Consider the following 20,461-nt stretch of genomic DNA (forward strand, 5'->3'; position numbering starts at 1 on the left):
AACACCGGACTGCTGCACCACGTTTCGAGAACAGTGCCTGGTGTTGTGAAACGTTATCAGCAGCGGAGCATCCGGCTTACCTGCCACACGTCCGTCGGTGGTCTGCAAGCCAGCCGGACAGGCACTGCTGTAGCCCCCACACCGCCGAGCAAGCCCTGCTACGGATCCCGGTCGCAGCGACCAGCTATATCTTGGGGGCTTTCCAATTGGGCTCTCACGCGAAGGTTGTCGCCACCTTGGGGTAGATCAACAACCAGATCGCCATCGCCCTCTACACCCCTTACCTGTGGACTTCTTCGATCCAGCGCAGGCCACGGCCGCACTGGTTGATGAGTTCCGCTACGACGCCCCGGATAGGGCACCCCCGCCGGGGTGCCCTATCCGGACTTGCCTTGGCAGGATCAGTGAGGGAGTGGGTCGTGGCAGCGGGAGTCCCACGCGGCGGGCAGATCCTCGGACAGCACCGGTGCGCCGAGGATCTCGTCATCGAGCCCGAACGCCTCCAGCAGTGCGGGCAGGTGGTCGGCGAGGTTGTCGATGGCCTGTGGGAGCAGCCCACTGCGGAGCTGCTGCTTCACGGCCTTTACGGCAGCGATGTCGAGAAGACCGTGGGTGAGATACCACGCAGACTCTTTGCTGATCTGATCCAGAGCGAAAACGTCACGCAGGGCGGCGATCTCGGGATGATGTTCGGCGTGTTCGTCGAGCAACCGCAGGGCCTGCTCGGCGCAGTAGGCCTCGGCGAGCTCGAGCGCGTCCGGAATGACCTCCAGCCGAGCTTTCAGCGCTGGATTGCCAAGGTACGGTTGGGCCTCTTGCGCGATCGTCAGTGTTCGGGCGCGGAGCAAGCGCGCGCGGTCGCCTGGGTCGGCGGGATCGTGGAGAGCGGGTTCGGGTGGCAGCGAACCGACGAGCTGTTTAGCCAGTACGCGACCGGCGACGGACCCGAGGACGTAGATATCACCCTCGCCGGTGATAGCGGCATGACAGACTCCGAGGTAGTCGGCGACCCGGTTGGCGCTGAACATGCCTTGCGCAGCCATTTTGATGCGACAGTCAGTGACTGTCTCCAACGCATGCTCCTGGATGAAATACTTGGCCAACATCACCGACACGACGGTGTCGCGAGCGGTGAGATCGGCACCCGCGAGGAAGGTCTTGACCGCGTTGCCGTAAATGGTCCGGGCGACCGTGCCGGCCAGGTCGGTGAGCAGGGTGTCGCGCACGTGCGGGATATCGAACATGAATGTGCTGTCGACAGGCGTCAACGGCACTACCCGCTTGGCGGCGTAGCGCAGGGCGATGTAGAGCGAGGCGCGGGCCGAGGCGTTCAAGCACGACGAGAGCGCCAAGCGCCCGACAGTCAGTTGGCTGATCGCCGAGGCGAACGCCCGCTTCCGGCTGTCCTCGTCGTGCCAGGTCAGCACACCCTCATCATCGATGGTGGCCAGGTCGTTGCTCAGCCAGTCAGTGCGCTCGACCCGGAGATTATCGAAGCTGATGACCGAATTGTCCATGATGACCAGCGGCTGATGGTCGAGTTGGGTGATCGTCACGCCGGGGGCCGGGTCGCCGTTGGCGTCACGTAGTCGCGCCGTGAACAGATGCACGCCCTGATCGACGCCCGCCGCGTCGATGAACCGTGCACCGATGACGCAGACCCGAGCAACCGGGATACCAACGGACGGCATAAATTTCCGCGCCAGCGGGTCCGGGGTGTTGAGCACGAACCCCTCACCATCCCAGGTCGCGGTGGTCTGCATGAATCCGATGTTGGAGCCACACCCGTACTCGGTCAGCAGCATGACGCCGACGCTGGTGGCGTCATCCAGGTCATGCAGGTACGGCTCGGCGGAGTCGGAGTCGGAGTTGGTCAGGGTGGCCAGACTGCCCGACGCCAGGTTGTAGTGGCCGGAGATCAGCGGGATCAGGTCCGTCGCCAGCACTGCAGACCAGTCGAACACCGCGAACAGCTTGGGCAGATCGGTCGCGACAGCGCGGGTACTGCCGATCTCCTTGACCAGATTCCGCAACTGGTCATACGCGTTCTCCCGCCGCTGCTCCTGGCTCTGCTTGTCCGTGACGGCGAAGTCCGGGTTGCTCAGAACCTGCTGCAGCTGCTGGTGGAACTCTAAGTGGCCGTGCCGAAGAAGCTCTGCCAGCGATGTGCGTTCCTCATACCCGTGCGTAACCATAACCGCCTCCTACTCATTTCCGATCCCAACAGTCACTCGTGCACCGTTGGGCAAAGGTGGGGATGGGGGGAAGATCACCGGCAGCGTCTCTAACGCACGGTGGAAACCTCCCTGGCGCCACTGCAACTGCTCAGCGGGCACCGCCAACCGGATTTCGGGTAGCGCATCGAGCAACTGGTCGAGCGCTTCCTGAACGATGACCATCGCCAGCGACTTGGCCGGGCATGCGTGGGGACCAGCGCCCCACGCCAGATGCGAACGGTTCCCGGTGCGATCACCATTCACCGCCGCAGGATCGTTGTTGCACGCTGCGAGGCTGATCACGACCGGTTCGTGCATCGGTAACAGCACATCGCCGAGTATTTGTGGCTGCCGCGGATAACTGAAGCAGGAGTTCGCCAATGGTGGATCGGTGAACAACACCTCATCGATCGCGTCCCGGGTGGACAGAGCTCCCGCGAGTAGCTCACTGCCGAATCTGTCATCGGTTGCCATCAACAGCAACGTGTTGACGATGAGGTTCGATGTGGGTTCGGTACCCGTGACATACAACATCGCCATCTGTTGCACCATCTCTGCTTCGTCCAAGGCGGAGGGATGTTCCAGCAGCCAGGACGTCACATCCGTGGCCGGGGCTTCCCGCTTGGCCGAAATCACCTCCAGCATCGCCGAGGTGAACATCCGATGACCCGCCTCGGCCGATGCTGCGTCGTCCGCATTGCGCAGCGTCACCAGCGCCGCGAACGCTTCCTCCCCCGCCTCCTGCGAGAACCCCAGCAAATCGTTGAGCACCTGCGCGGTGAGCGGGACCGCATACTGGCTGAGCAGGTCGGCCGAACCGGACTCACAGAAGCTGTCGATCAGCGCCGCCGCAGTGCGTTCGACCGCACCGCGCAGCGCATAGAGATCGATTTTGTCGAGACTATCGGTGTTGGCACGCCGGTACCTTGCATGTTCTTCGCCTGCGGTCCGCGATGCGTTGGGCTGCCACTCCATCATCGACAACACCGGGCAATCCGCCGGAACCGTGGACTGCCAGACTCGCGGATCGGCTGGAAAATGTCGGGGGTCGCCCAGTACGTGTAGCGCCTCGCGGTAGCCGATCACCAATGTCGCAGGCACACCGGGCGCTACCTCCACCGGCACGAGCGAACCATGGTGGCGGCGCATGTCGCGGTACGCGCCGTGTGGATCAGCCGCGAACTCGCCCGAATAGAGCGTCACTTGCGTGGGCCGACGAGGTCAGCCGGCGCTGACTGGTGAACGATCCGACAGCCCTGCTGTGTCGTTGAATGCGCCAGGGACGATGACATAGTCAAAAGATGGCTCCTCACAACGATTAGAAAACTGACGACGAGATCCGCTTATCGGCATGGTCTTTCACACGCGGACGCGACCACGTCGAACGCGGTCGCGGATTGCTGCCGGAACGCTGCCGGGTTGCCATGAATCCCAACGGTTTCCGTGTGACTGTACGGTCTTGGTACCCCTTGAACTCCTGTGCTCATGCGGCTTGTTTCGGCGGGCGCGGTTATCGAACTCATGTCCGAAACCGGCCGGTAACTCAAAACTGTTCGACCGCAGCGTGTTTCGATTCAACCGCTTGATGATACCCATCTATCCTCGAAACCGCAGCCGAAGACCGGCTGAACGGTCGGTATCCGTTGCAATGCACGGCCTTTGCCGAGCTCGGCGGTCCCGCCGGGTGACAGCTGGAACGATGCTCCCCGATACCGGGGACACCTAGTTGTACCGGGGTTGCACCGGCCAAAGGGGTTGGCGCATCTGCGATGTTCAGGTGCTACTACGGATTCCGCGTCCACCGCGCGACGCCCCTCGGGCCACACGACATCGATGGGAACGCCCCACCCGCGATCTTGTGCACAGCCGGTCTGTGACCAGCTGATCTTCTGCCGATGACAATGATGTGTCGGCACGTCCGGTTCACGCCGGCGGCGTTTACCGCTTCCATGAAGCACGCTGCTGTTCGGCGCGATGATGCGAGTCAGCACCCGGAGCGATACAGCTGACGTTGACGAGGTCTGCCGTGCTGCGCTCGGCGAGGATCTGCCGGATTGCTTCATACACCGACTGGACCGTGATCTCACCAGGTTGGTCCTCGCCAGTGCTGCGATGAGGGGCCGCGCACTTTCGTTCGGACTGTCTTCGGTACGGATCCTCGCCGCATGGGTGCGCACTTCAGTCCCGCTTCCGGGCAGGGAAGGCGTCGTCGGCTCGATGGTCGCCGAGGTATCGAATCACCTCGCGCTCCTGGCGTGAACTTCGGGACTCGGTCGAAGAAGGCTCGAGCGGGCTCGAGTACACCCACTAGCCTGTTCAGACCACCGAACTCACGTGGCACCCATTCGCCAAGCCCGAGTATCCGATGGGACGAACCTCAGGATTCGTTGCGCGCCTTGGGGAAACGGGTCTGGCGAGCCACCCAGCCTGCCATCTTTGCCCAGTGACCCTTGCGGGGCGTCACGATGGAGGTGAGTTCACGGTTCCATTCGTCGGCTTCGGTGAGGCCGTCGATGGTGGCGATCAGGTTCTTGGCGGTGTCGAGGTCGGGGACGACCTGGTCGCCGAGGATGCCGTCGGAGCCGACGAGGGTGACTCGGACGCCGAGGCGGCCGATCGGCTGGAGAACGGCCGTTGCGGAGCCGCCGTGCTCGGCGACGAATCCCTTGACGGAGTCCACTAGGGAGCCCGACAGCTGCACTGGGGCCGGGGCGGCAGGAGCACTCATGGACGTTAGTTTACTGACCGGTACGTTCGGGTCCAGAGGCTATGGGTGTAGAACGGATCTCATGCGCGCGATTCAGGTTTCCGAGCACGGCGGCCCCGAGGTCCTGGAGTTCGTCGAGGTTCCGGATCCGCAGATCGGTCCGGATCAGCTGCTGGTCGATACCGAAGCCATCGGGATCAACTTCATCGACACCTATCTCCGGACCGGGCGATACCCGCAGGCAGTGCCTTACATCCCCGGGGCCGAGGGCACCGGGATCGTGGCCGAGGTCGGCGCTGATGTGACCGAATTCGCGGTCGGAGACCGGGTCGCCTGGGCGGCGGCGCCGGGTAGCTACGCCCAGCGGGTCGCGGTGAACGCCGCGGTCGCGGTCGCGGTACCCGACGGGGTGGCCCCGACGGTCGCCGCGTCGGCCCTGCTGCAAGGGATGACCGCGCACTACCTGATCGAATCGATCTACAAGCCCGAACCTGGTGAGACGGTGCTGGTACACGCGGGTGCGGGTGGTGTCGGCCTGATGCTCACCCAGCTCGCCGCCAACCGTGGAGTGCGAGTCATCACCACGGTGTCGTCGGATGCGAAGGAAAAGCTGTCCAGGGAGGCCGGCGCGGTGGAGGTGCTGCGCTACAGCGACGATCTCGCCGAACAGGTGCGGGCGCTCACCGGCGGTGCCGGTGTCGCCGCCGCGTACGACGGGGTGGGTGCTGCGACCTTCGAAGCCAGTCTGGCCTCGTTGCGCATTCGCGGCACGCTCGCGCTGTTCGGCGCTGCCAGCGGGCCGGTGCCGCCATTCGATCTGCAACGTCTCAATCCCGCGGGCTCATTGTTCGTCACCCGCCCGACGCTGGTCCACTACACCCGTGATCGCGCCGAATTACTGTGGCGCGCAGACGATATCCTGTCCGCGATCGCCGACGGCTCGCTGCATGTCAGAATCGGTGCGACCTACCCGCTTGCCGAGGCCGCGCAGGCGCACCGCGATCTCGAAGGCCGTAAAACCACCGGCTCTATCGCGCTGCTGCCGTAGGGCGAATGCGCACTACGTGGGCCGTCGCTTCAGCATCCGACGGTCACGAGTCTCCACGCACTACGGTTACGCTGGTCGGAGCGGCGGGCTGGCGAGACCACAGAGCGCCAGGCTCGCGAGCCGAGTAGTGGTTATCTGGAACGCTTCGCTCTCCGGCGCGAGCGCGCCTTCGGTTACGGATATCACCACACTGGCGCGACCATCCGGACTGCTGAGCATCTCGGACGAATAGCCTGGCATGCGGCCGCCGTGCCCTAGACCGACACAGTCCGAAGGGAAGTCCCGCTCGAACAGACCGAGTCCATACCCCACGGTCGAACTCAGCCGGTGGATATCGCGCATCTCCTCCATCAGGGCAGGCGACAACAGCCGTCCGCTCGCCAGGGCCAGCACAAATGTCGTGAGATCCTCTGTCGTGGAGATGATTTCGCCGGATGCACCAGTAAAGGAGGGGTTGAGCCGGGTGATGTCGATGAGCTCGCTTTCACCGTCTCCGGAATAACGCACGTAGCCATGCGCGTGCGGCCCGAGAATCTCGATCCCCTGCCCCGGCAGCTCAGTGCGCCACAGTCCGAGGGGCAACACGATGCGGAGATTGACCTGCCAGGCGTAGGGCGTCCCGGTGAGCTTCTCGATCAGCAGACCCACGAGCACGTAGTTGGTGTTGGAATACGACCAACCCGTCCCAGGATCGAACTTCAGCGGTTCGGCGGCAACGAATCGCACGATCTCGTCAGGGAGATAGGTGCGGAATACGTCGTCGACCAGGACCGGGTCGGCGGCATCCGCCGGGTCCGAGCCGCGGGTGTGACTACGCAGACCGCTGGTGTGCTGCAAGATCATTCGCACAGTGATGCGGTGGTCCAAGCCGAATTGCGGCAGGTACCGTGCGACCGGGTCGTCGAGGCCGAGCTTTCCCTCATCGACGAGCTGCAACAGCACCGTCGCGATGAACGTCTTGGTGATGCTGCCCGCCCGGAATCGCCCATCCACCGGAACACCTTCCGGGCGGCCGATTTCCGCAACACCAGCGCTACCGGTCCATTCACCGGACCGATCGCGCACTCGGAGTTGGACCCCGGCTGCTCCGGCCGCGACGAAGTCGTTCATCGCCTGCTGCAGAGCGGCTCGATCTGCTCCGCCGGATTCGGCAACGGCATTCGTACCCGCCGATCCGGTCAAGGCCACGATCGCCGACACCGCGACGATCCCCGCGCGAATCCTCATGCACCCCCCTCGACGACATCGGTAGCGCTGACCCTGCCATCCCGCTGCTGTTGCGGCAAGCGACTTTTCGGCTGTACGCGAGCGCCATCCGGCCGTCACCGCCCGGCCGCGCCTCCGCTATCAGCTGAAGTCATAGAACAGACGCTGCACGAGAATCGTTCCAGCAATTATGCCGCGCGCAACCCAGGTTTCGAGTCGATCCGGAAATAGAACGCCGATCGCAGCGGCGACGAGAGCGGCGGCGCCCAGGTGGAACGCAGCGTTGGCTACGAACAGCATTCACCGCACCGGCCGTCCAGCGGCCGATTCTGCTACGCCCGCCAACCACAATCAGTAGTCGCGCCCGGTGAGGCCGCGGTAGATGAACTTGGTCAACCCCTCGATGGCCTGCTCGTCGGTCAGCGTGACGGTGCCGTCCTCGACCGCCTGCAGCAGCGCCTGCATCACCAGGAACCCCATCGCCAGACTGGCATCGGTCGTGCTCGGCAACTGTAAACCCTTGTCCGCAAAACCATCCACGTGGTCGGCGACATCCGCGCGCTGCTCGACGCCGAACCGGCCGATCATCCGCGCGAAGTCCTCGCTGACGATCGCCGCCTGACTCATCGCGCGCAGCACGGGCTCATGCTCGCGAGCGAATTTCCAGTACCCGGCGACGTGATAGCGCACGCCGTCCGGATCGCTGAAGTCCGGATTGTGGTCCGGCCCCTCTGCCCGCACGTCCCCGGCGTCGGCCATGTCCTTCAGCAACGACTGGAGGAGTTCTTCCTTGCTCGCGAAGTGGTTGTAGAACGACCCGGCCGCGCGACCCGCCGCCGTGGTGATGTCGGAGATCTTCGCGTTCAGATAGCCGCGTTCGGCGAAAACCCGCAGCGCAGCTGCCTTCAGCGCCTGCTCGGTTTCCGCGGACTTCTCTCGGCGACTTGTCGACACCGACATCACCTCCTTGACAGCGAAAGGTACCAACTCTGATACTGAACCGACATTCAGTGAATTGTAATTCAGTTCAGGAGACATCGTGCAGACCCAGGTACTCATCGCAGGCGCCGGACCCACCGGCCTGACGCTCGCCCTCGAACTGGCCCGCCGCAACGTCCCGGTGCGCATCATGGAGCAGGCGCGCGAGTTCTTCGCTGGCTCCCGTGGGGACGGCATCCAGCCGCGCACCCTGGAGGTGTTCGACGATCTCGGCGTGCTGGACGCGGTGCTGGCCGCAGGTACCCCGACGCCGGTCATGCGCGCCTACTTCGGCGGCGAGTTCGTCGGCGAGCGGCGGATGAGTGAACCGACCGAACCAACACCCGCGATCCCCTACCCGAACCTCTGGGTGCTCGGACAATCCAGGACCGAGGGCATCCTGCGGGATCGGTTGGCGGAGTTCGGTGTTCATGTCGAGCTGAGCACCGCGCTGGTGTCGTTCGATCAGGACGACTCGGGAGTCACCATCACGCTCGCACACGACGGTACCGCCGAAACCGTTCGCGCCGCCTATCTTGTCGGGGCCGATGGCGGCCGGAGCACCGTACGCAAGACGCTGAACGTCCCCTTCGAGGGCACGACCGATGACTCGATTCGAATGCTGCTCGGCGACGTCCGCGCCGATGTGCTCGACCACCAGTACGGCTACTGGTTCGCCGGCGCGGAGCGGCCGATGGAGGGAATCGCCATGTCTCCTTTGCCCGGCGGACGACATTTCCAGTGCGCCGCACCGCTCGGCGCCGATGTCGAACCGACGCTCGAGGTCCTGCAAGGGTTCGTCGACCGATACTCCGGACGCACCGACATCGTCCTGCGCGACCTCGCCTGGGCCACCGTGTGGCGGCCGAATATCCGCCTGGCGCAGCGCTTCCGCGAGGGCCGGGTGTTGCTGGCCGGCGACGCCGCGCACGTGCATCCGCCGACCGGCGGACAGGGCTTGAACACCGGCATCCAGGACGCTTACAACCTCGGATGGAAGCTCGCCGCGGCGGTGCACGGCGACGAATCACTACTGGACAGCTACGAATCCGAGCGCAGGACGGTGGCCGCACGGGTGCTCGGCATCAGCAGCGAACTGCTCGACAAGCTGGTCGACGGCGACGAAGACGCCATGCACCGTGGTGCGGAAACGCGGCAGCTGGATATCAGCTACCGCGATCCGGGCGATCACGGTCCGCTCGTCGCGGGTGATCGCGCGCCCGACGCACCGCTGAAGGACGCGACCGGGCTGCCGATCCGACTGTTCGACCTTTTCCGCGGACCGCACTCGACGCTGCTGTGTTTCGGAAAGACCGCAGCGCATTCGAATAAGCCCGGTGTGCACACCTACACGGTGCTACGTCCGGGAGACGGGGTCCCGGGAGGGGCTGCCGTGGATGCCGATCATGCTTCCGGTGCGACGCCACTGCGCTACGTCGTGGACGTCGAAGGTCACGCGTTCGAGGCATACCACGCCGGCGAGGGCACCGCGGTGCTGGTCCGACCCGATGGCTATCTCGGTCGACGCAGCTGAACCCGTGGACTCGGTGTACAGGTGTCGCGGCGGATCGGCGCTAGCCGAAGAAGCTGCCGATGGTGTCCCAGCCGAGCACCGAGTCCACCGCAAGACCGCAGAACACCACGGCCAAATAGTTGTTCGACTGCAAGAACAGCCGCAGCGGCTTCACCGACTCGCCCCGGCGAACACCGGAGTACAACTGGTGAGCCATGAGCAGGAACCACGCCCCGGCCACCAGCGCGACGGCGGTGTAGATCACGCCGGTCGCGGGTGCGAGGGCAAGGGTCGTGAGCACGGTGAGCCAGGTATAGATGACGATTTGCTTGGTCACCACCTGCTCGGTCGCGACCACCGGCAGCATCGGCACACCGGCCGCGCGGTAGTCCTCCTTGTAGCGCATGGCCAGCGCCCAGGTGTGCGGCGGTGTCCAGAAGAAGATGACGCCGAACAGGGCGATCGCGGGCCAGCCGATGCTGCCGGTGACCGCGGACCAGCCGACCAGGGCGGGCATGCAGCCCGCCGCGCCGCCCCACACCACATTCTGCGAGGTCCGGCGCTTGAGGCCGAGGGTATAGACGAAAACATAGAACAGGATGGTCGCGACGACCAGCACGCCGCTGAGCAGATTCGCCTGCCACCACAACCAGGCGAACGATCCGAGGCCGAGCACCACACCGAACACGAAGGCGTGCGAGGTGGGCACCGCCTCCCTGGCGAGCGGTCGCTTGGCGGTCCGCTTCATTACCTTGTCGATGTCGGCGTCGGCCACACAGTTCAATGTGTTCGCGCTCGCCGCGCCCATCCAGCCGCCGAACAGCGTCGCGAGGATGAGGCGGATATCGATGGCGCCCCGGTCGGCGAGCAGCATCGTCGGAATGGTCGCGACGAGCAGCAATTCGATGACGCGCGGCTTGGTGAGCGCAATGTAGGCCAGCGGTTTCCGCACCGTTCGCGACAGCAGACCATCACCCGTGAACCGGTCGGCCAGCGCCGTCGCGGAGGAGCCGTGCGCACCATTGCCACCCGGCTGTTGCCCAATCCGCACTGTCTCTCCTCGCACGCTGTGCATCGCATCCGGCAATGGAACGAGCAGCGCACGACCTGCACGGCGCGGCTACTACTACAGAGGATGGTAGACCCACGTCGGTGGTGTTCTCCCCATCGCCCCCTCGCGCGGCCGCGCGCAAAGGCGGGCACGACCGGTCGGTACCCGGCCGCGAAACGACCCGTTCGACGGTGCGAAACGGCGCCCGCCGGGACCGGAACGCCCGACTCTGGACCCGGTAAGCCGGGTTCCCGCCCAGCCGGTCACCGGGCACATCTAGGGTGGTTGGGGTACACCGGTGCGTGCGCATTCGCCGCTGCCGCGCGTCAACGCCGCCAGTAACCACCACAGTCGACGAAACCAATGTCAGGAGAACCTCGGTCGTGTCAGTCACAGACGACATCCGCGCCCTCACTCAGCCGAACTACCCGGACGACTGGACGGATCTGGACACCAAGGCCGTCGACACAGTACGGGTGCTCGCCGCGGACGCGGTGCAAAACGCCGGAAACGGTCACCCGGGCACCGCGATGAGCCTGGCGCCGTTGGCGTACACCCTCTACCAGCGCACGATGCGCCTCGACCCGAGCGATCCGAGCTGGGTCGGCCGGGACCGTTTCGTGCTGTCCTGCGGACACTCCAGCGTCACCCAGTACATCCAGCTCTACCTGGCCGGCTACGGTCTGGAACTGGACGATCTGAAGCACCTGCGCAAGTGGGGCTCGCTCACCCCGGGCCACCCCGAATTCCGCCACACCGACGGTGTCGAGATCACCACCGGTCCGCTGGGCCAGGGTCTGGCCTCCGCTGTCGGCATGGCGATGGCCGCGCGCCGCGAGCGCGGCCTGTTCGATCCGGATGCCGCGCCGGGCGCGAGCCCGTTCGACCACTTCATCTACGTGATCGCCTCCGACGGTGACTTCGAGGAAGGCGTCACCTCCGAAGCGTCGTCGCTCGCGGGTACCCAGCAGCTCGGCAACCTCGTGGTGATCTACGACGACAACAAGATCTCCATCGAGGACGACACCACGATCGCGTTCACCGAGGACGTCGCCCTGCGCTACGAGGCGTACGGCTGGCACGTCCAGACCGTCGAGGGCGGCGAGGACGTCGTCGCGATCGAGGCCGCGCTCGCGGCAGCCAAGGCGGAGACCGGCAAGCCGTCGATCATCGTGCTGCGCACCATCATCGGCTACCCGGCCCCCACCAAGATGAACACCGGCGCCGCGCACGGTGCCGCACTCGGCGCCGACGAGGTGGCCGCCACCAAGAAGATTCTCGGCTTCGACCCGGAGCAAAGCTTCGAGGTCGCCGCCGAGGTCATCGCGCACACCCGTGCGGTCGCCGCGCGCGGCAAGGAGGCCCACCAGGCCTGGCAGCAGCAGTTCGACGCGTGGGCGCAGGCCAACCCCGAGAACAAGGCGCTGTTCGACCGGCTCGCCGAGCGCCGGCTGCCGACGGGCTGGGCCGCGAATCTGCCGACCTACGAGGCCGATCCGAAGGGCATGGCCACCCGCAAGGCGTCCGGCAAGGTGCTCGCCGCGCTGGCCCCGGTGCTGCCCGAACTGTGGGGTGGCTCAGCCGACCTCGCCGAGTCCAACAACACCACCATGCCCGACACCCCGAGCTTCGGCCCCGAGTCGATCTCGACCGGGATGTGGAAGGCCAACCCGTACGGTCGCACGCTGCACTTCGGTGTTCGTGAGCACGCGATGGGCTCGATCCTCAACGGCATCGCGCTGCACGGCCCGACTCGTCCGTACGGCGGCACCTTCCTGGTGTTCAGCGACTACATGCGCCCCGCAGTGCGGCTGGCCGCGCTGATGCGGATACCCGTCACCTACGTGTGGACCCACGACTCCATCGGTCTCGGTGAGGACGGCCCGACGCACCAGCCGATCGAGCACCTCGCCGCGCTGCGCGCCATCCCCGGCCTGAACGTGGTCCGCCCCGGCGACGCCAACGAGACCACCTACGCCTGGCGCACCATCCTCGAGCGCGACAGCAGCGAGCACACCTCGCACTTCTCGGTGTCCGAGCTGCCGCACCAGGACGGCCCGTCCGCACTGGCGTTGACCCGCCAGGACCTGCCGATCCAGGAGGGCACCAGCTACGAGGGCGTCCGCAAGGGCGGCTACATTCTCGCCGAGGCATCCACCGGAACCCCGCAGGTGATCCTGATCGCCACCGGTTCGGAGCTGCAGCTCGCCGTGGAGGCCCGCACTACGCTGGAGGCGCAGGGCATCGGAACCCGCGTGGTCTCCATGCCGTGTGTGGAGTGGTTCGACGCGCAGGACAAGGCCTACCGGGACGAGGTGCTCCCGCCCGCGGTCACCGCTCGGGTCGCCGTCGAGGCCGGTATCGCGATGCCGTGGTACCGGTTCACCGGTGACGCGGGTGAGATCGTGTCGATCGAGCACTTCGGCGCCTCGGCCGATCACAAGACCCTGTTCCGCGAGTTCGGCTTCACCACCGACAATGTCGTTGCCGCCGCGCAGCGCACGCTCGAGAACGTGAAGGGATAAGCGCTCATGGCACAGAACGAAAACACTGCAGCTCTTTCTGCGGCCGGTGTCTCGGTGTGGCTCGACGATCTGTCCAGGGACCGGATCCAGTCCGGCAACCTTGCCGAACTGATCGCCACCCGCAATGTCGTCGGCGTCACCACCAACCCGACGATCTTCCAGGGTGCGCTCAGCCAAGGCCACTCCTACGACGGCCAGCTCAAAGAGCTTGCCGCCCAAGGCGCGGACGCCGACGCCGCGATCCGCACCATCACCACCGACGATGTTCGCGCCGCCTGCGACGTGTTCGCGGAGGTGTTCGCGGCATCCGGCGGTGTCGACGGACGGGTCTCCATCGAGGTCGATCCCCGGCTGGCGTTCGACGCGGAGAAAACGACGGCCCAGGCCGTCGAGCTGTGGAAGATCGTCGACCGGCCGAACCTGTTCATCAAGATCCCGGCTACCGAAGCGGGCCTGCCTGCCATCTCCGCGGTGATCGCGGAAGGCATCAGCGTGAACGTGACGCTGATCTTCTCCGTCCAGCGCTACCGCGCGGTGATGGGCTCCTATCTCGACGGCCTGGGCAAGGCCAAGTTCGCGGGCCACGACCCGGCCAAGATCCATTCGGTCGCGTCGTTCTTCGTGTCCCGGGTGGACACCGAGATCGACAAGCGCCTCGAAGCGATCGGCACTCCAGAGGCACTGGAGCTGCGCGGCAAAGCAGGCATCGCCAACGCCCGCCTCGCCTATGCCGAGTACCAGGACGTGTTCGACGGCGGCGCGCACACCTCGACCTACGCGCACCTGGCCGCGTCGGCCGGCGCGAATCGGCAACGGCCGCTGTGGGCCTCGACCGGTGTGAAGAACCCGGAGTACTCCGACACCATGTATGTCACCGAGCTGGTGGGACCGAACACGGTGAACACGCTGCCGGAGAAGACCCTCGAAGCGGTCGCCGACCACGGCGAGATCCGCGGCGACACCCTCAGCGGGACCGCCGCGGCCGCCAAGGAGGTCTTCGACAAGCTCGTCGCGGTCGGCATCGACCTCGACGACGTGTTCGCGGTGCTGGAGCGCGAAGGCGTCGACAAGTTCGAGAAGTCTTGGGCGGAGCTGCTTTCCGCCACCACCGAGGAGTTGAACGCCGCTGTGGCCGATTCGGCCGGCACCGGAAGCAACTGATCGGGATGGCCGGCACAGCGGCAGGAAAAACGGCGGCGGCGGTCTGGAAGAACCCGCTTCGCGACGAACGGGACAAACGCGTCCCCCGTATCGCGGGACCGTGCAGCATGGTCATCTTCGGCGTCACCGGTGACCTGTCCCGCAAGAAACTGATGCCGGCCATCTACGACCTCGCGAACCGGGGGCTGCTGCCCCCGGGTTTCGCGCTGGTCGGCTTCGCGCGGCGGGACTATGCGGACGAGGATTTCGCCCAGGTCGTCCTCGAAGCGGTGAAAGCGCACGCGCGCACACCCTTCCGCCAGGAGGTCTGGGACCACCTGGCCGAGGGAATCCGGTTCGTCAAGGGCACCTTCGACGACGACACGGCCTTCGCCACGCTCGCCGACACCCTCGCGAAGCTGGACAAGGATCGTGGCACCGGCGGCAATCACGCCTTCTACCTCTCGATTCCGCCGAACATGTTCCCGGTCGTGCTGGATCAGCTCTCCGAACACGAGCTTGCCAAGCCGTCCACCACCGACGCCAACGGCCGCAAGCCATGGCGTCGCGTGGTGATCGAGAAGCCCTTCGGGCACGATCTGGAGAGCGCTCAGGAGCTCAACACATTGGTGAACGGAGTCTTCCCGGAAGAGACGGTGTTCCGGATCGACCACTACCTCGGCAAGGAGACGGTGCAGAACATCCTGGCACTGCGCTTCGCCAACCAGCTCTACGATCCGATCTGGAACGCCAACTACGTCGACCATGTCCAGATCACCATGGCCGAGGACATCGGATTGGGTGGCCGCGCAGGCTATTACGACGGCATCGGCGCCGCGCGCGACGTGATCCAGAACCATCTGCTCCAACTGCTCGCGCTGACCGCGATGGAGGAGCCGATCAGCTTCCAGCCCGACCAGTTGCAGACCGAGAAGATCAAGGTGCTCTCGGCTACGAAGCTGGTCGAGCCGCTCGACGAGACCACGGCACGCGGGCAGTACGCCGCGGGCTGGCAGGGCGGCGAGCAGGTCGTCGGCCTGCTCGACGAGGAGGGATTCGACCCGCAGTCACGCACCGAGACCTACGCCGCGATCACCCTGGAGGTCGACACCCGGCGCTGGGCGGGCGTGCCGTTCTATCTGCGCACCGGAAAACGCTTGGGCCGCAGGGTCACCGAGATCGCGGTGGTGTTCAAGCGGGCGCCGCACCTGCCGTTCGACCAGACGATGACCGAGGAGCTCGGCCAGAACGCCCTGGTCATCCGGGTACAGCCGGATGAGGGCATCACCACCCGATTCGGTTCGAAGGTGCCGGGGTCGGGAATGGAAGTGCGCGACGTCAATATGGATTTCAGCTACGGCGAGGCGTTCACCGAGTCCTCCCCCGAGGCCTACGAACGTCTGATCCTCGACGTGCTGCTCGGAGTGCCGTCCTTGTTCCCGGTGAACGCGGAGGTCGAATTGTCCTGGCGCATTCTGGATCCGGTACTCGAACACTGGGCCACCGAGGGTAAGCCGGAACCGTACGAGGCGGGCGCTTGGGGTCCGTCGTCGGCCGACGAGATACTCGCCCGTACCGGGCGCGAATGGCGGCGGCCATGATCGTCGACATGCCGGAGACCACGACGTCCGAAGTCACCAAACGCCTGGTGAGCCTCCGGGAAAGCAACGGCGTGATCACTATGGGCCGAGTGCTGACCCTGGTCGTGTGCACGCTGGACAGCTCGGAAGCCGAAGACGCCATCGACGCCGCCAACGACGCCAGCCGCGAACACCCCTGCCGGGTGGTCGTTTTGGCCCGTGGCGATCGCGAAGCCGAGACCCGCCTCGACGCCCAGATCCGCGTGGGCGGTGACGCCGGCGCGGCCGAGGTGATCGTGCTGCGACTGCAAGGCGAGCTGATCAATCACGAGAGCAGCGTCGTCATCCCCTTCCTGCTCCCGGACACCCCCGTGGTCGCCTGGTGGCCGCGCGGCGCACCGGAGTTCCCCTCCAAGGATTCGGTGGGGCGCTTGGCGACCCGGCGCATCACCGATGCCACCTTCGCGCCCGACCCGCAGGAGACGATCAAGAAGCGGCGCGATTCCTACGCCACCGGCGATACCGATCTGGCGTGGAGCCGGATCACCTACTGGCGGGCGTTGCTCGCGGCCACCATGGACGAGCCACCCTACGAGCCGGTCGAATCGGTGACAGTATCCGGGCTGCGCGAAGAGCCCGCGCTGGACATGCTCGCCGGCTGGCTGGCCGCACGTTTGGGCTGCCAGGTGCGTCGCCGCACGGGTGAGCTGCGGGTGGAGGTGCATCGGCCGTCGGTGTCGATCGCCATCGCGCGGCCGCAGACCGGCCGCACCGCGACGCTCATCCGCACCGGCGACCCGGTGCAGCGAATCGCTTTGGCCCGCAGGGAAACTCGCGACTGTCTCGCGGAGGAACTGCGTCGGCTCGATGCCGACGAGATCTATGCCGAGGCGCTCGCCGGAATCGAGAAGGTGACCTATGAGTGAGCGTATCTCGGCCGAATCTCCTGCCGACACCGTCGAAGTCCATCCCGACACCGACGCGTTGGTGACCGCGGCGGCGACCCGGTTCGTCGACGTCGTGACGGCCGCCCAGGCCGCGCGTGGTTCGGCGTCGGTGGTGCTGACCGGCGGCGGTACCGGCATCGCGCTGCTGGAACTGGTGCGCAAGTCGCCCGGTGCCATCGACTGGTCGAAACTCGATGTGTTCTGGGGCGACGAACGCTTCGTCCCCGCAGGCGACCAGGAACGCAACGACCTGCAGGCCCGCCAAGCCCTGCTCGACCACGTGCCGGTCGATCCGGCCCGGGTCCATCCGGTCGCGACCTCCGACGGCGAATACCCCGACCCCGTCGAGGCCGCCGCCGAGTACTCCGCCGCGGTGCACGCCCATCTGACCGAACACGGCGCGTTCGATCTGCACCTGCTCGGCATGGGCGGCGAGGGCCACATCAACTCCCTCTTCCCCGACACCGACGCGGTCCGTGAACAGCACGAACTCGTTGTCGCCGTGACGAATTCGCCGAAACCGCCGCCGGTCCGGGTCACCCTCACGCTGCCTGCGGTCCGCCACACTCGGCATGTGGTGCTGGTCGTCGGCGGCGCGGCCAAGGGGGAAGCGGTCGCAGCCGCGTTAGCGGGCGCCGATCCGGTGGACATTCCCTCCGCCGGCGCCAAGGGCCTCGAATCGACCACCTGGCTGCTCGACGCGGATGCGGCAGCAGGGTTGCAATAGTCCACATGCTCGAACCGCCGCGTAAGAGTTGCCCACGAACTTCTCCATAGTTTTCGGTCTGTTCCCGGAAAAATACCGGCGAATGGTCGACTGAGCGGCTCCGAGTCCGGGATGATCGTTCGATGACCGAGCAGGGAGTCGACCTCGACGAGCGGTTTCGCACCGAGATCGCGGCGCTGACATCTAGTCCGAGCCGCCCAGCCGGGGAGCCGATCGACCCGGGCGGCCGGGTTTCCGGTGCGCGGTGCCTGGAGCTGTTCGAATCGCAGGCGACGAGTAGGCAGCTCGATCTCGCGGCGCGCAGGCTCGGCGGCGTGCGACGCGGCTACTACAGCATCGGATCGTCCGGGCATGAGGGCAATGCGGCCGTCGCGGCGGCACTGCGCGCGACCGATCCCGCGTTGCTGCACTATCGTTCCGGCGCGTTCTTCGTGCACCGCGCACGGCAGGTGGCGGGGCTCGACCCGATCCGTGACGTGCTGCTCGGCGTCGTCGCGGCGGCCGCCGATCCGATATCGGGTGGCAGGCACAAGGTGTTCGGCAGCAAGGCGGCGGGCGTGATTCCGCAGACCTCGACGATCGCGTCCCAGCTACCGCGCGCGGTCGGGCTCGGGTTCGCGATCGGTCGTGCGGCCCAGCTCGGGGTCACCAGCGAATGGCCGTCGGATGCTGTCGTGCTGTGCAGTTTCGGTGACGCATCGGCCAACCACTCCACTGCGACGGGCGCGATCAATACCGCGATTCACACTGCCCACCAAGGGATTCCAATGCCCGTCCTGTTCGTCTGCGAGGACAATGGGATCGGTATCAGCGTGCCGACCCCGCCGGACTGGATCGAACACGCCTACGGCCTACGTCCCGGCCTCGAGTACTTCTGCGCGGACGGCTGGGATGCGCTCGACGCGCTGACAACCGCGCAGTCCGCCGCCGACTGGGTACGTGAAAACCGCAAGCCCGCCTTCCTGCGCCTGCGCACGGTGCGGCTGCTGGGCCACGCCGGATCCGATGTCGAATCCGCCTACCGCCGCCCCGCCGACATCGCCGCCGACCTGCTGCGCGACCCTGTCATCGAGACCGCCCGACTGCTCGTGACGGTCGGCGTGGCGACACCCGATGAAGTCATCGACCGCTACGACGACGTCCGCACCCGCGTCGAGGCGATGGCCGAACTGGTGGAGCACGAACCCAAACTGAGCTCGGCAGCCGCGGTCATGGCGCCGCTCGCACCATCGCACCCGGATGCGGTACGAACCGACGCGCTTCGCGAGGAAGCAATCAACACTGCAAACCAGGCTGCCCGGCCGGCCCAGGTGCCCGGCCAGGAATCGAATCGAGTTGCGGTGGTCAACGATGCGATGACGCTCGCGCAGGCCGTCAACCACACCCTCGGTGCGCTGCTGACGCGCGATCACGATGTGCTGGTCTTCGGTGAGGATGTCGGCAAGAAGGGTGGCGTGTACGGCGTCACCAAGGGATTGCAGAAGGCCTTCGGCGCGCGGCGGGTTTTCGACGCGTTGCTCGACGAACAGAGTGTGCTCGGCACCGCACTCGGCACCGCGCTGGCCGGCTTCCTCCCGATACCGGAGATCCAGTATCTGGCATACCTGCACAACGCGGCCGATCAGCTGCGCGGGGAGGCTGCCACGTTGCAGTTCTTCTCCCATGGGCAGTACCGGAACCCGATGGTGATCCGGATAGCCGGCTACGCCTACCAGAAGGGTTTCGGCGGGCACTTCCACAATGACAACTCGATCGCCGCGCTGCGTGACATCCCCGGCATCATCCTGGCGTCCCCGTCCCGCGGGGACGACGCCGCGGCGATGCTGCGTACCTGTGTCTCCGCCGGGCGGGTCGACGGCAGGGTATCGGTCTTCCTGGAACCCATCGCGCTGTATCACACCCGTGACCTGCACGATCCCGGCGACGGTGCCTGGCTCGCGCCGCCCTCGGCCGATCATGTCGCGATCGGCCGTGCTCGCGTCTATGGCGACGGCACCGAACTCACCATCGTCAGCTTCGCCAACGGCGTGCCGATGAGTCTGCGCGTTGCTCGGCGACTAGCCGAAAGCGGTATATCCGCCCGGGTTCTCGACCTGCGGTGGCTGGCGCCGCTCCCGCTCGAAGACCTCCTCCACCATGCCCGCGCCACCGGCCGTGTTCTCGTCGCCGATGAAACCCGCCACTCGGGCGGCGTCTCCGAGGCGCTCTGCGCCGCGCTCATCGATGCCGGTTTCGACGGCCGCATCGCGCGCGTCACCAGCGAGGACAGCTTCATCCCCCTCGGCCCTGCCGCCGCGACGGTGCTGCTGGACGAGGACCGCATCGAAGCCGCCGCCGGAAAACTCCTTGCCGAGCCATAACACCGTCTCGCTAGGCTGAATCGCGTGCCACTAGTCGAGGTCACCTACGCCCCTCACGTCCCCGAGTCCGTTCTGCGCGACCTCGGAAAGCATCTGCCCCACATCGTGTCCGTGGCCGTGGAATGCCCGGACGAGCCCTACGACGGCGACCTGCGGCCCGGCGATATCGAAATCCGCTTCCGCCAACTCGGCCCCTTCGACCAGAGCGGCCTCGACGCCGTCATCGAGGTCCGCTCCACATGGTTCCAGAGCCGAGCCGACAACCGCCAGGACCGCTGCGACCTGCTGCACGATCTGGTCTCGCAAGCCACCGCTCTCGAAGACTTCGGCGTCTACCTCACCCTCCCCGTCGCCGCCTGGACCCAAACCGACGACTGACCCCGTCCGCACCGCTTGTAGGGACCTGCCCCTTTGGCCCGACCGGCGGTGCGGATCCCGACGGAGGTGCGCTCCCCGACGCAAC

General features: G+C 66.1%; 16 protein-coding genes. 9 read left to right on the top strand and 7 right to left on the bottom strand.

What is annotated here, in order from left to right:
• Positions 1-401 precede the first annotated feature (401 nt).
• The 3 genes from OHA42_RS29330 to OHA42_RS29340 form a co-directional block, all read right to left on the bottom strand.
• Positions 402-2,195: a hypothetical protein gene (locus OHA42_RS29330; RefSeq protein WP_406231021.1), complete on the bottom strand. Its 1,794-nt coding sequence runs from the start codon at positions 2,193-2,195 to the stop codon at positions 402-404.
• A gap of 9 nt (positions 2,196-2,204) precedes the next feature.
• Positions 2,205-3,419 carry a cytochrome P450 gene (locus OHA42_RS29335; RefSeq protein ID WP_406231022.1) on the bottom strand — a complete coding sequence of 405 codons (1,215 nt, stop codon included), beginning with the start codon at positions 3,417-3,419 and terminating at the stop codon, positions 2,205-2,207.
• 1,174 nt (positions 3,420-4,593) lie between these two features.
• Positions 4,594-4,944, bottom strand: a complete 351-nt coding sequence (locus tag OHA42_RS29340; protein ID WP_406231023.1) for a hypothetical protein — start codon at positions 4,942-4,944, stop codon at positions 4,594-4,596.
• 61 nt (positions 4,945-5,005) lie between these two features.
• Here OHA42_RS29340 and OHA42_RS29345 point away from each other — a divergent pair, with 61 nt between their 5' ends.
• A complete protein-coding gene (locus OHA42_RS29345) occupies positions 5,006-5,971 on the top strand; it encodes a quinone oxidoreductase family protein (protein WP_406231024.1) in 966 nt (321 codons plus the stop codon).
• Between the two features lie 66 nt (positions 5,972-6,037).
• Here the strand turns inward: OHA42_RS29345 and OHA42_RS29350 are convergent, their stop codons facing one another.
• From OHA42_RS29350 to OHA42_RS29360, 3 genes are all read right to left on the bottom strand, one after another.
• Entirely contained in the window at positions 6,038-7,198 is a 1,161-nt protein-coding gene (locus tag OHA42_RS29350; RefSeq protein WP_406231025.1) for a serine hydrolase domain-containing protein, read from the bottom strand.
• A gap of 120 nt (positions 7,199-7,318) precedes the next feature.
• Positions 7,319-7,477, bottom strand: a complete 159-nt coding sequence (locus OHA42_RS29355; protein WP_406231026.1) for a hypothetical protein — start codon at positions 7,475-7,477, stop codon at positions 7,319-7,321.
• Positions 7,478-7,528: 51 nt separating this feature from the next.
• On the bottom strand, positions 7,529-8,131 hold the full coding sequence (locus OHA42_RS29360) for a TetR/AcrR family transcriptional regulator (protein ID WP_406231027.1): 603 nt from the start codon (positions 8,129-8,131) through the stop codon (positions 7,529-7,531).
• A gap of 85 nt (positions 8,132-8,216) precedes the next feature.
• Between OHA42_RS29360 and OHA42_RS29365 the strand changes: the two genes are divergently transcribed.
• On the top strand, positions 8,217-9,689 hold the full coding sequence (locus OHA42_RS29365) for an FAD-dependent monooxygenase (RefSeq protein ID WP_406231028.1): 1,473 nt from the start codon (positions 8,217-8,219) through the stop codon (positions 9,687-9,689).
• Between the two features lie 40 nt (positions 9,690-9,729).
• On the opposite strand, the gene OHA42_RS29370 is transcribed toward OHA42_RS29365, so the two are convergent.
• Complete coding sequence (locus OHA42_RS29370; protein WP_406231029.1) at positions 9,730-10,719, bottom strand: heme o synthase; 990 nt, start codon at positions 10,717-10,719, stop codon at positions 9,730-9,732.
• Positions 10,720-11,102: 383 nt separating this feature from the next.
• On the opposite strand from OHA42_RS29370, the gene tkt reads away from it, so the two are divergent.
• The 7 genes from tkt to OHA42_RS29405 all read left to right on the top strand — a co-directional run bounded on the left by tkt (position 11,103) and on the right by OHA42_RS29405 (position 20,376).
• A complete protein-coding gene (tkt, locus tag OHA42_RS29375; protein ID WP_406231030.1) occupies positions 11,103-13,244 on the top strand; it encodes a transketolase in 2,142 nt (713 codons plus the stop codon).
• A gap of 6 nt (positions 13,245-13,250) precedes the next feature.
• Entirely contained in the window at positions 13,251-14,405 is a 1,155-nt protein-coding gene (tal, locus tag OHA42_RS29380) for a transaldolase (protein WP_406231031.1), read from the top strand.
• Positions 14,406-14,410: 5 nt separating this feature from the next.
• Positions 14,411-15,985: a glucose-6-phosphate dehydrogenase gene (zwf, locus tag OHA42_RS29385; protein ID WP_406231032.1), complete on the top strand. Its 1,575-nt coding sequence runs from the start codon at positions 14,411-14,413 to the stop codon at positions 15,983-15,985.
• On the top strand, positions 15,982-16,890 hold the full coding sequence (opcA, locus tag OHA42_RS29390) for a glucose-6-phosphate dehydrogenase assembly protein OpcA (RefSeq protein ID WP_406231033.1): 909 nt from the start codon (positions 15,982-15,984) through the stop codon (positions 16,888-16,890). The genes zwf and opcA overlap by 4 nt, the downstream gene beginning before the upstream one ends.
• Positions 16,883-17,638, top strand: coding sequence for a 6-phosphogluconolactonase (gene pgl, locus OHA42_RS29395; protein ID WP_406231034.1), 756 nt, complete (start codon positions 16,883-16,885; stop codon positions 17,636-17,638). The genes opcA and pgl overlap by 8 nt, the downstream gene beginning before the upstream one ends.
• Before the next feature lie 122 nt (positions 17,639-17,760).
• The gene (locus OHA42_RS29400; protein WP_406231035.1) at positions 17,761-19,998 is read left to right on the top strand and encodes a thiamine pyrophosphate-dependent enzyme; all 2,238 of its coding nucleotides are present in this window, start codon (positions 17,761-17,763) and stop codon (positions 19,996-19,998) included.
• A 24-nt stretch (positions 19,999-20,022) separates the two neighbouring features.
• Entirely contained in the window at positions 20,023-20,376 is a 354-nt protein-coding gene (locus OHA42_RS29405) for a hypothetical protein (protein WP_406231036.1), read from the top strand.
• The last annotated feature ends 85 nt before the right edge of the window (positions 20,377-20,461 follow it).

The organism is Nocardia sp. NBC_01009, from assembly GCF_045208035.1.
In the GTDB taxonomy this organism is placed as follows: Bacteria; Actinomycetota; Actinomycetes; order Mycobacteriales; family Mycobacteriaceae; genus Nocardia.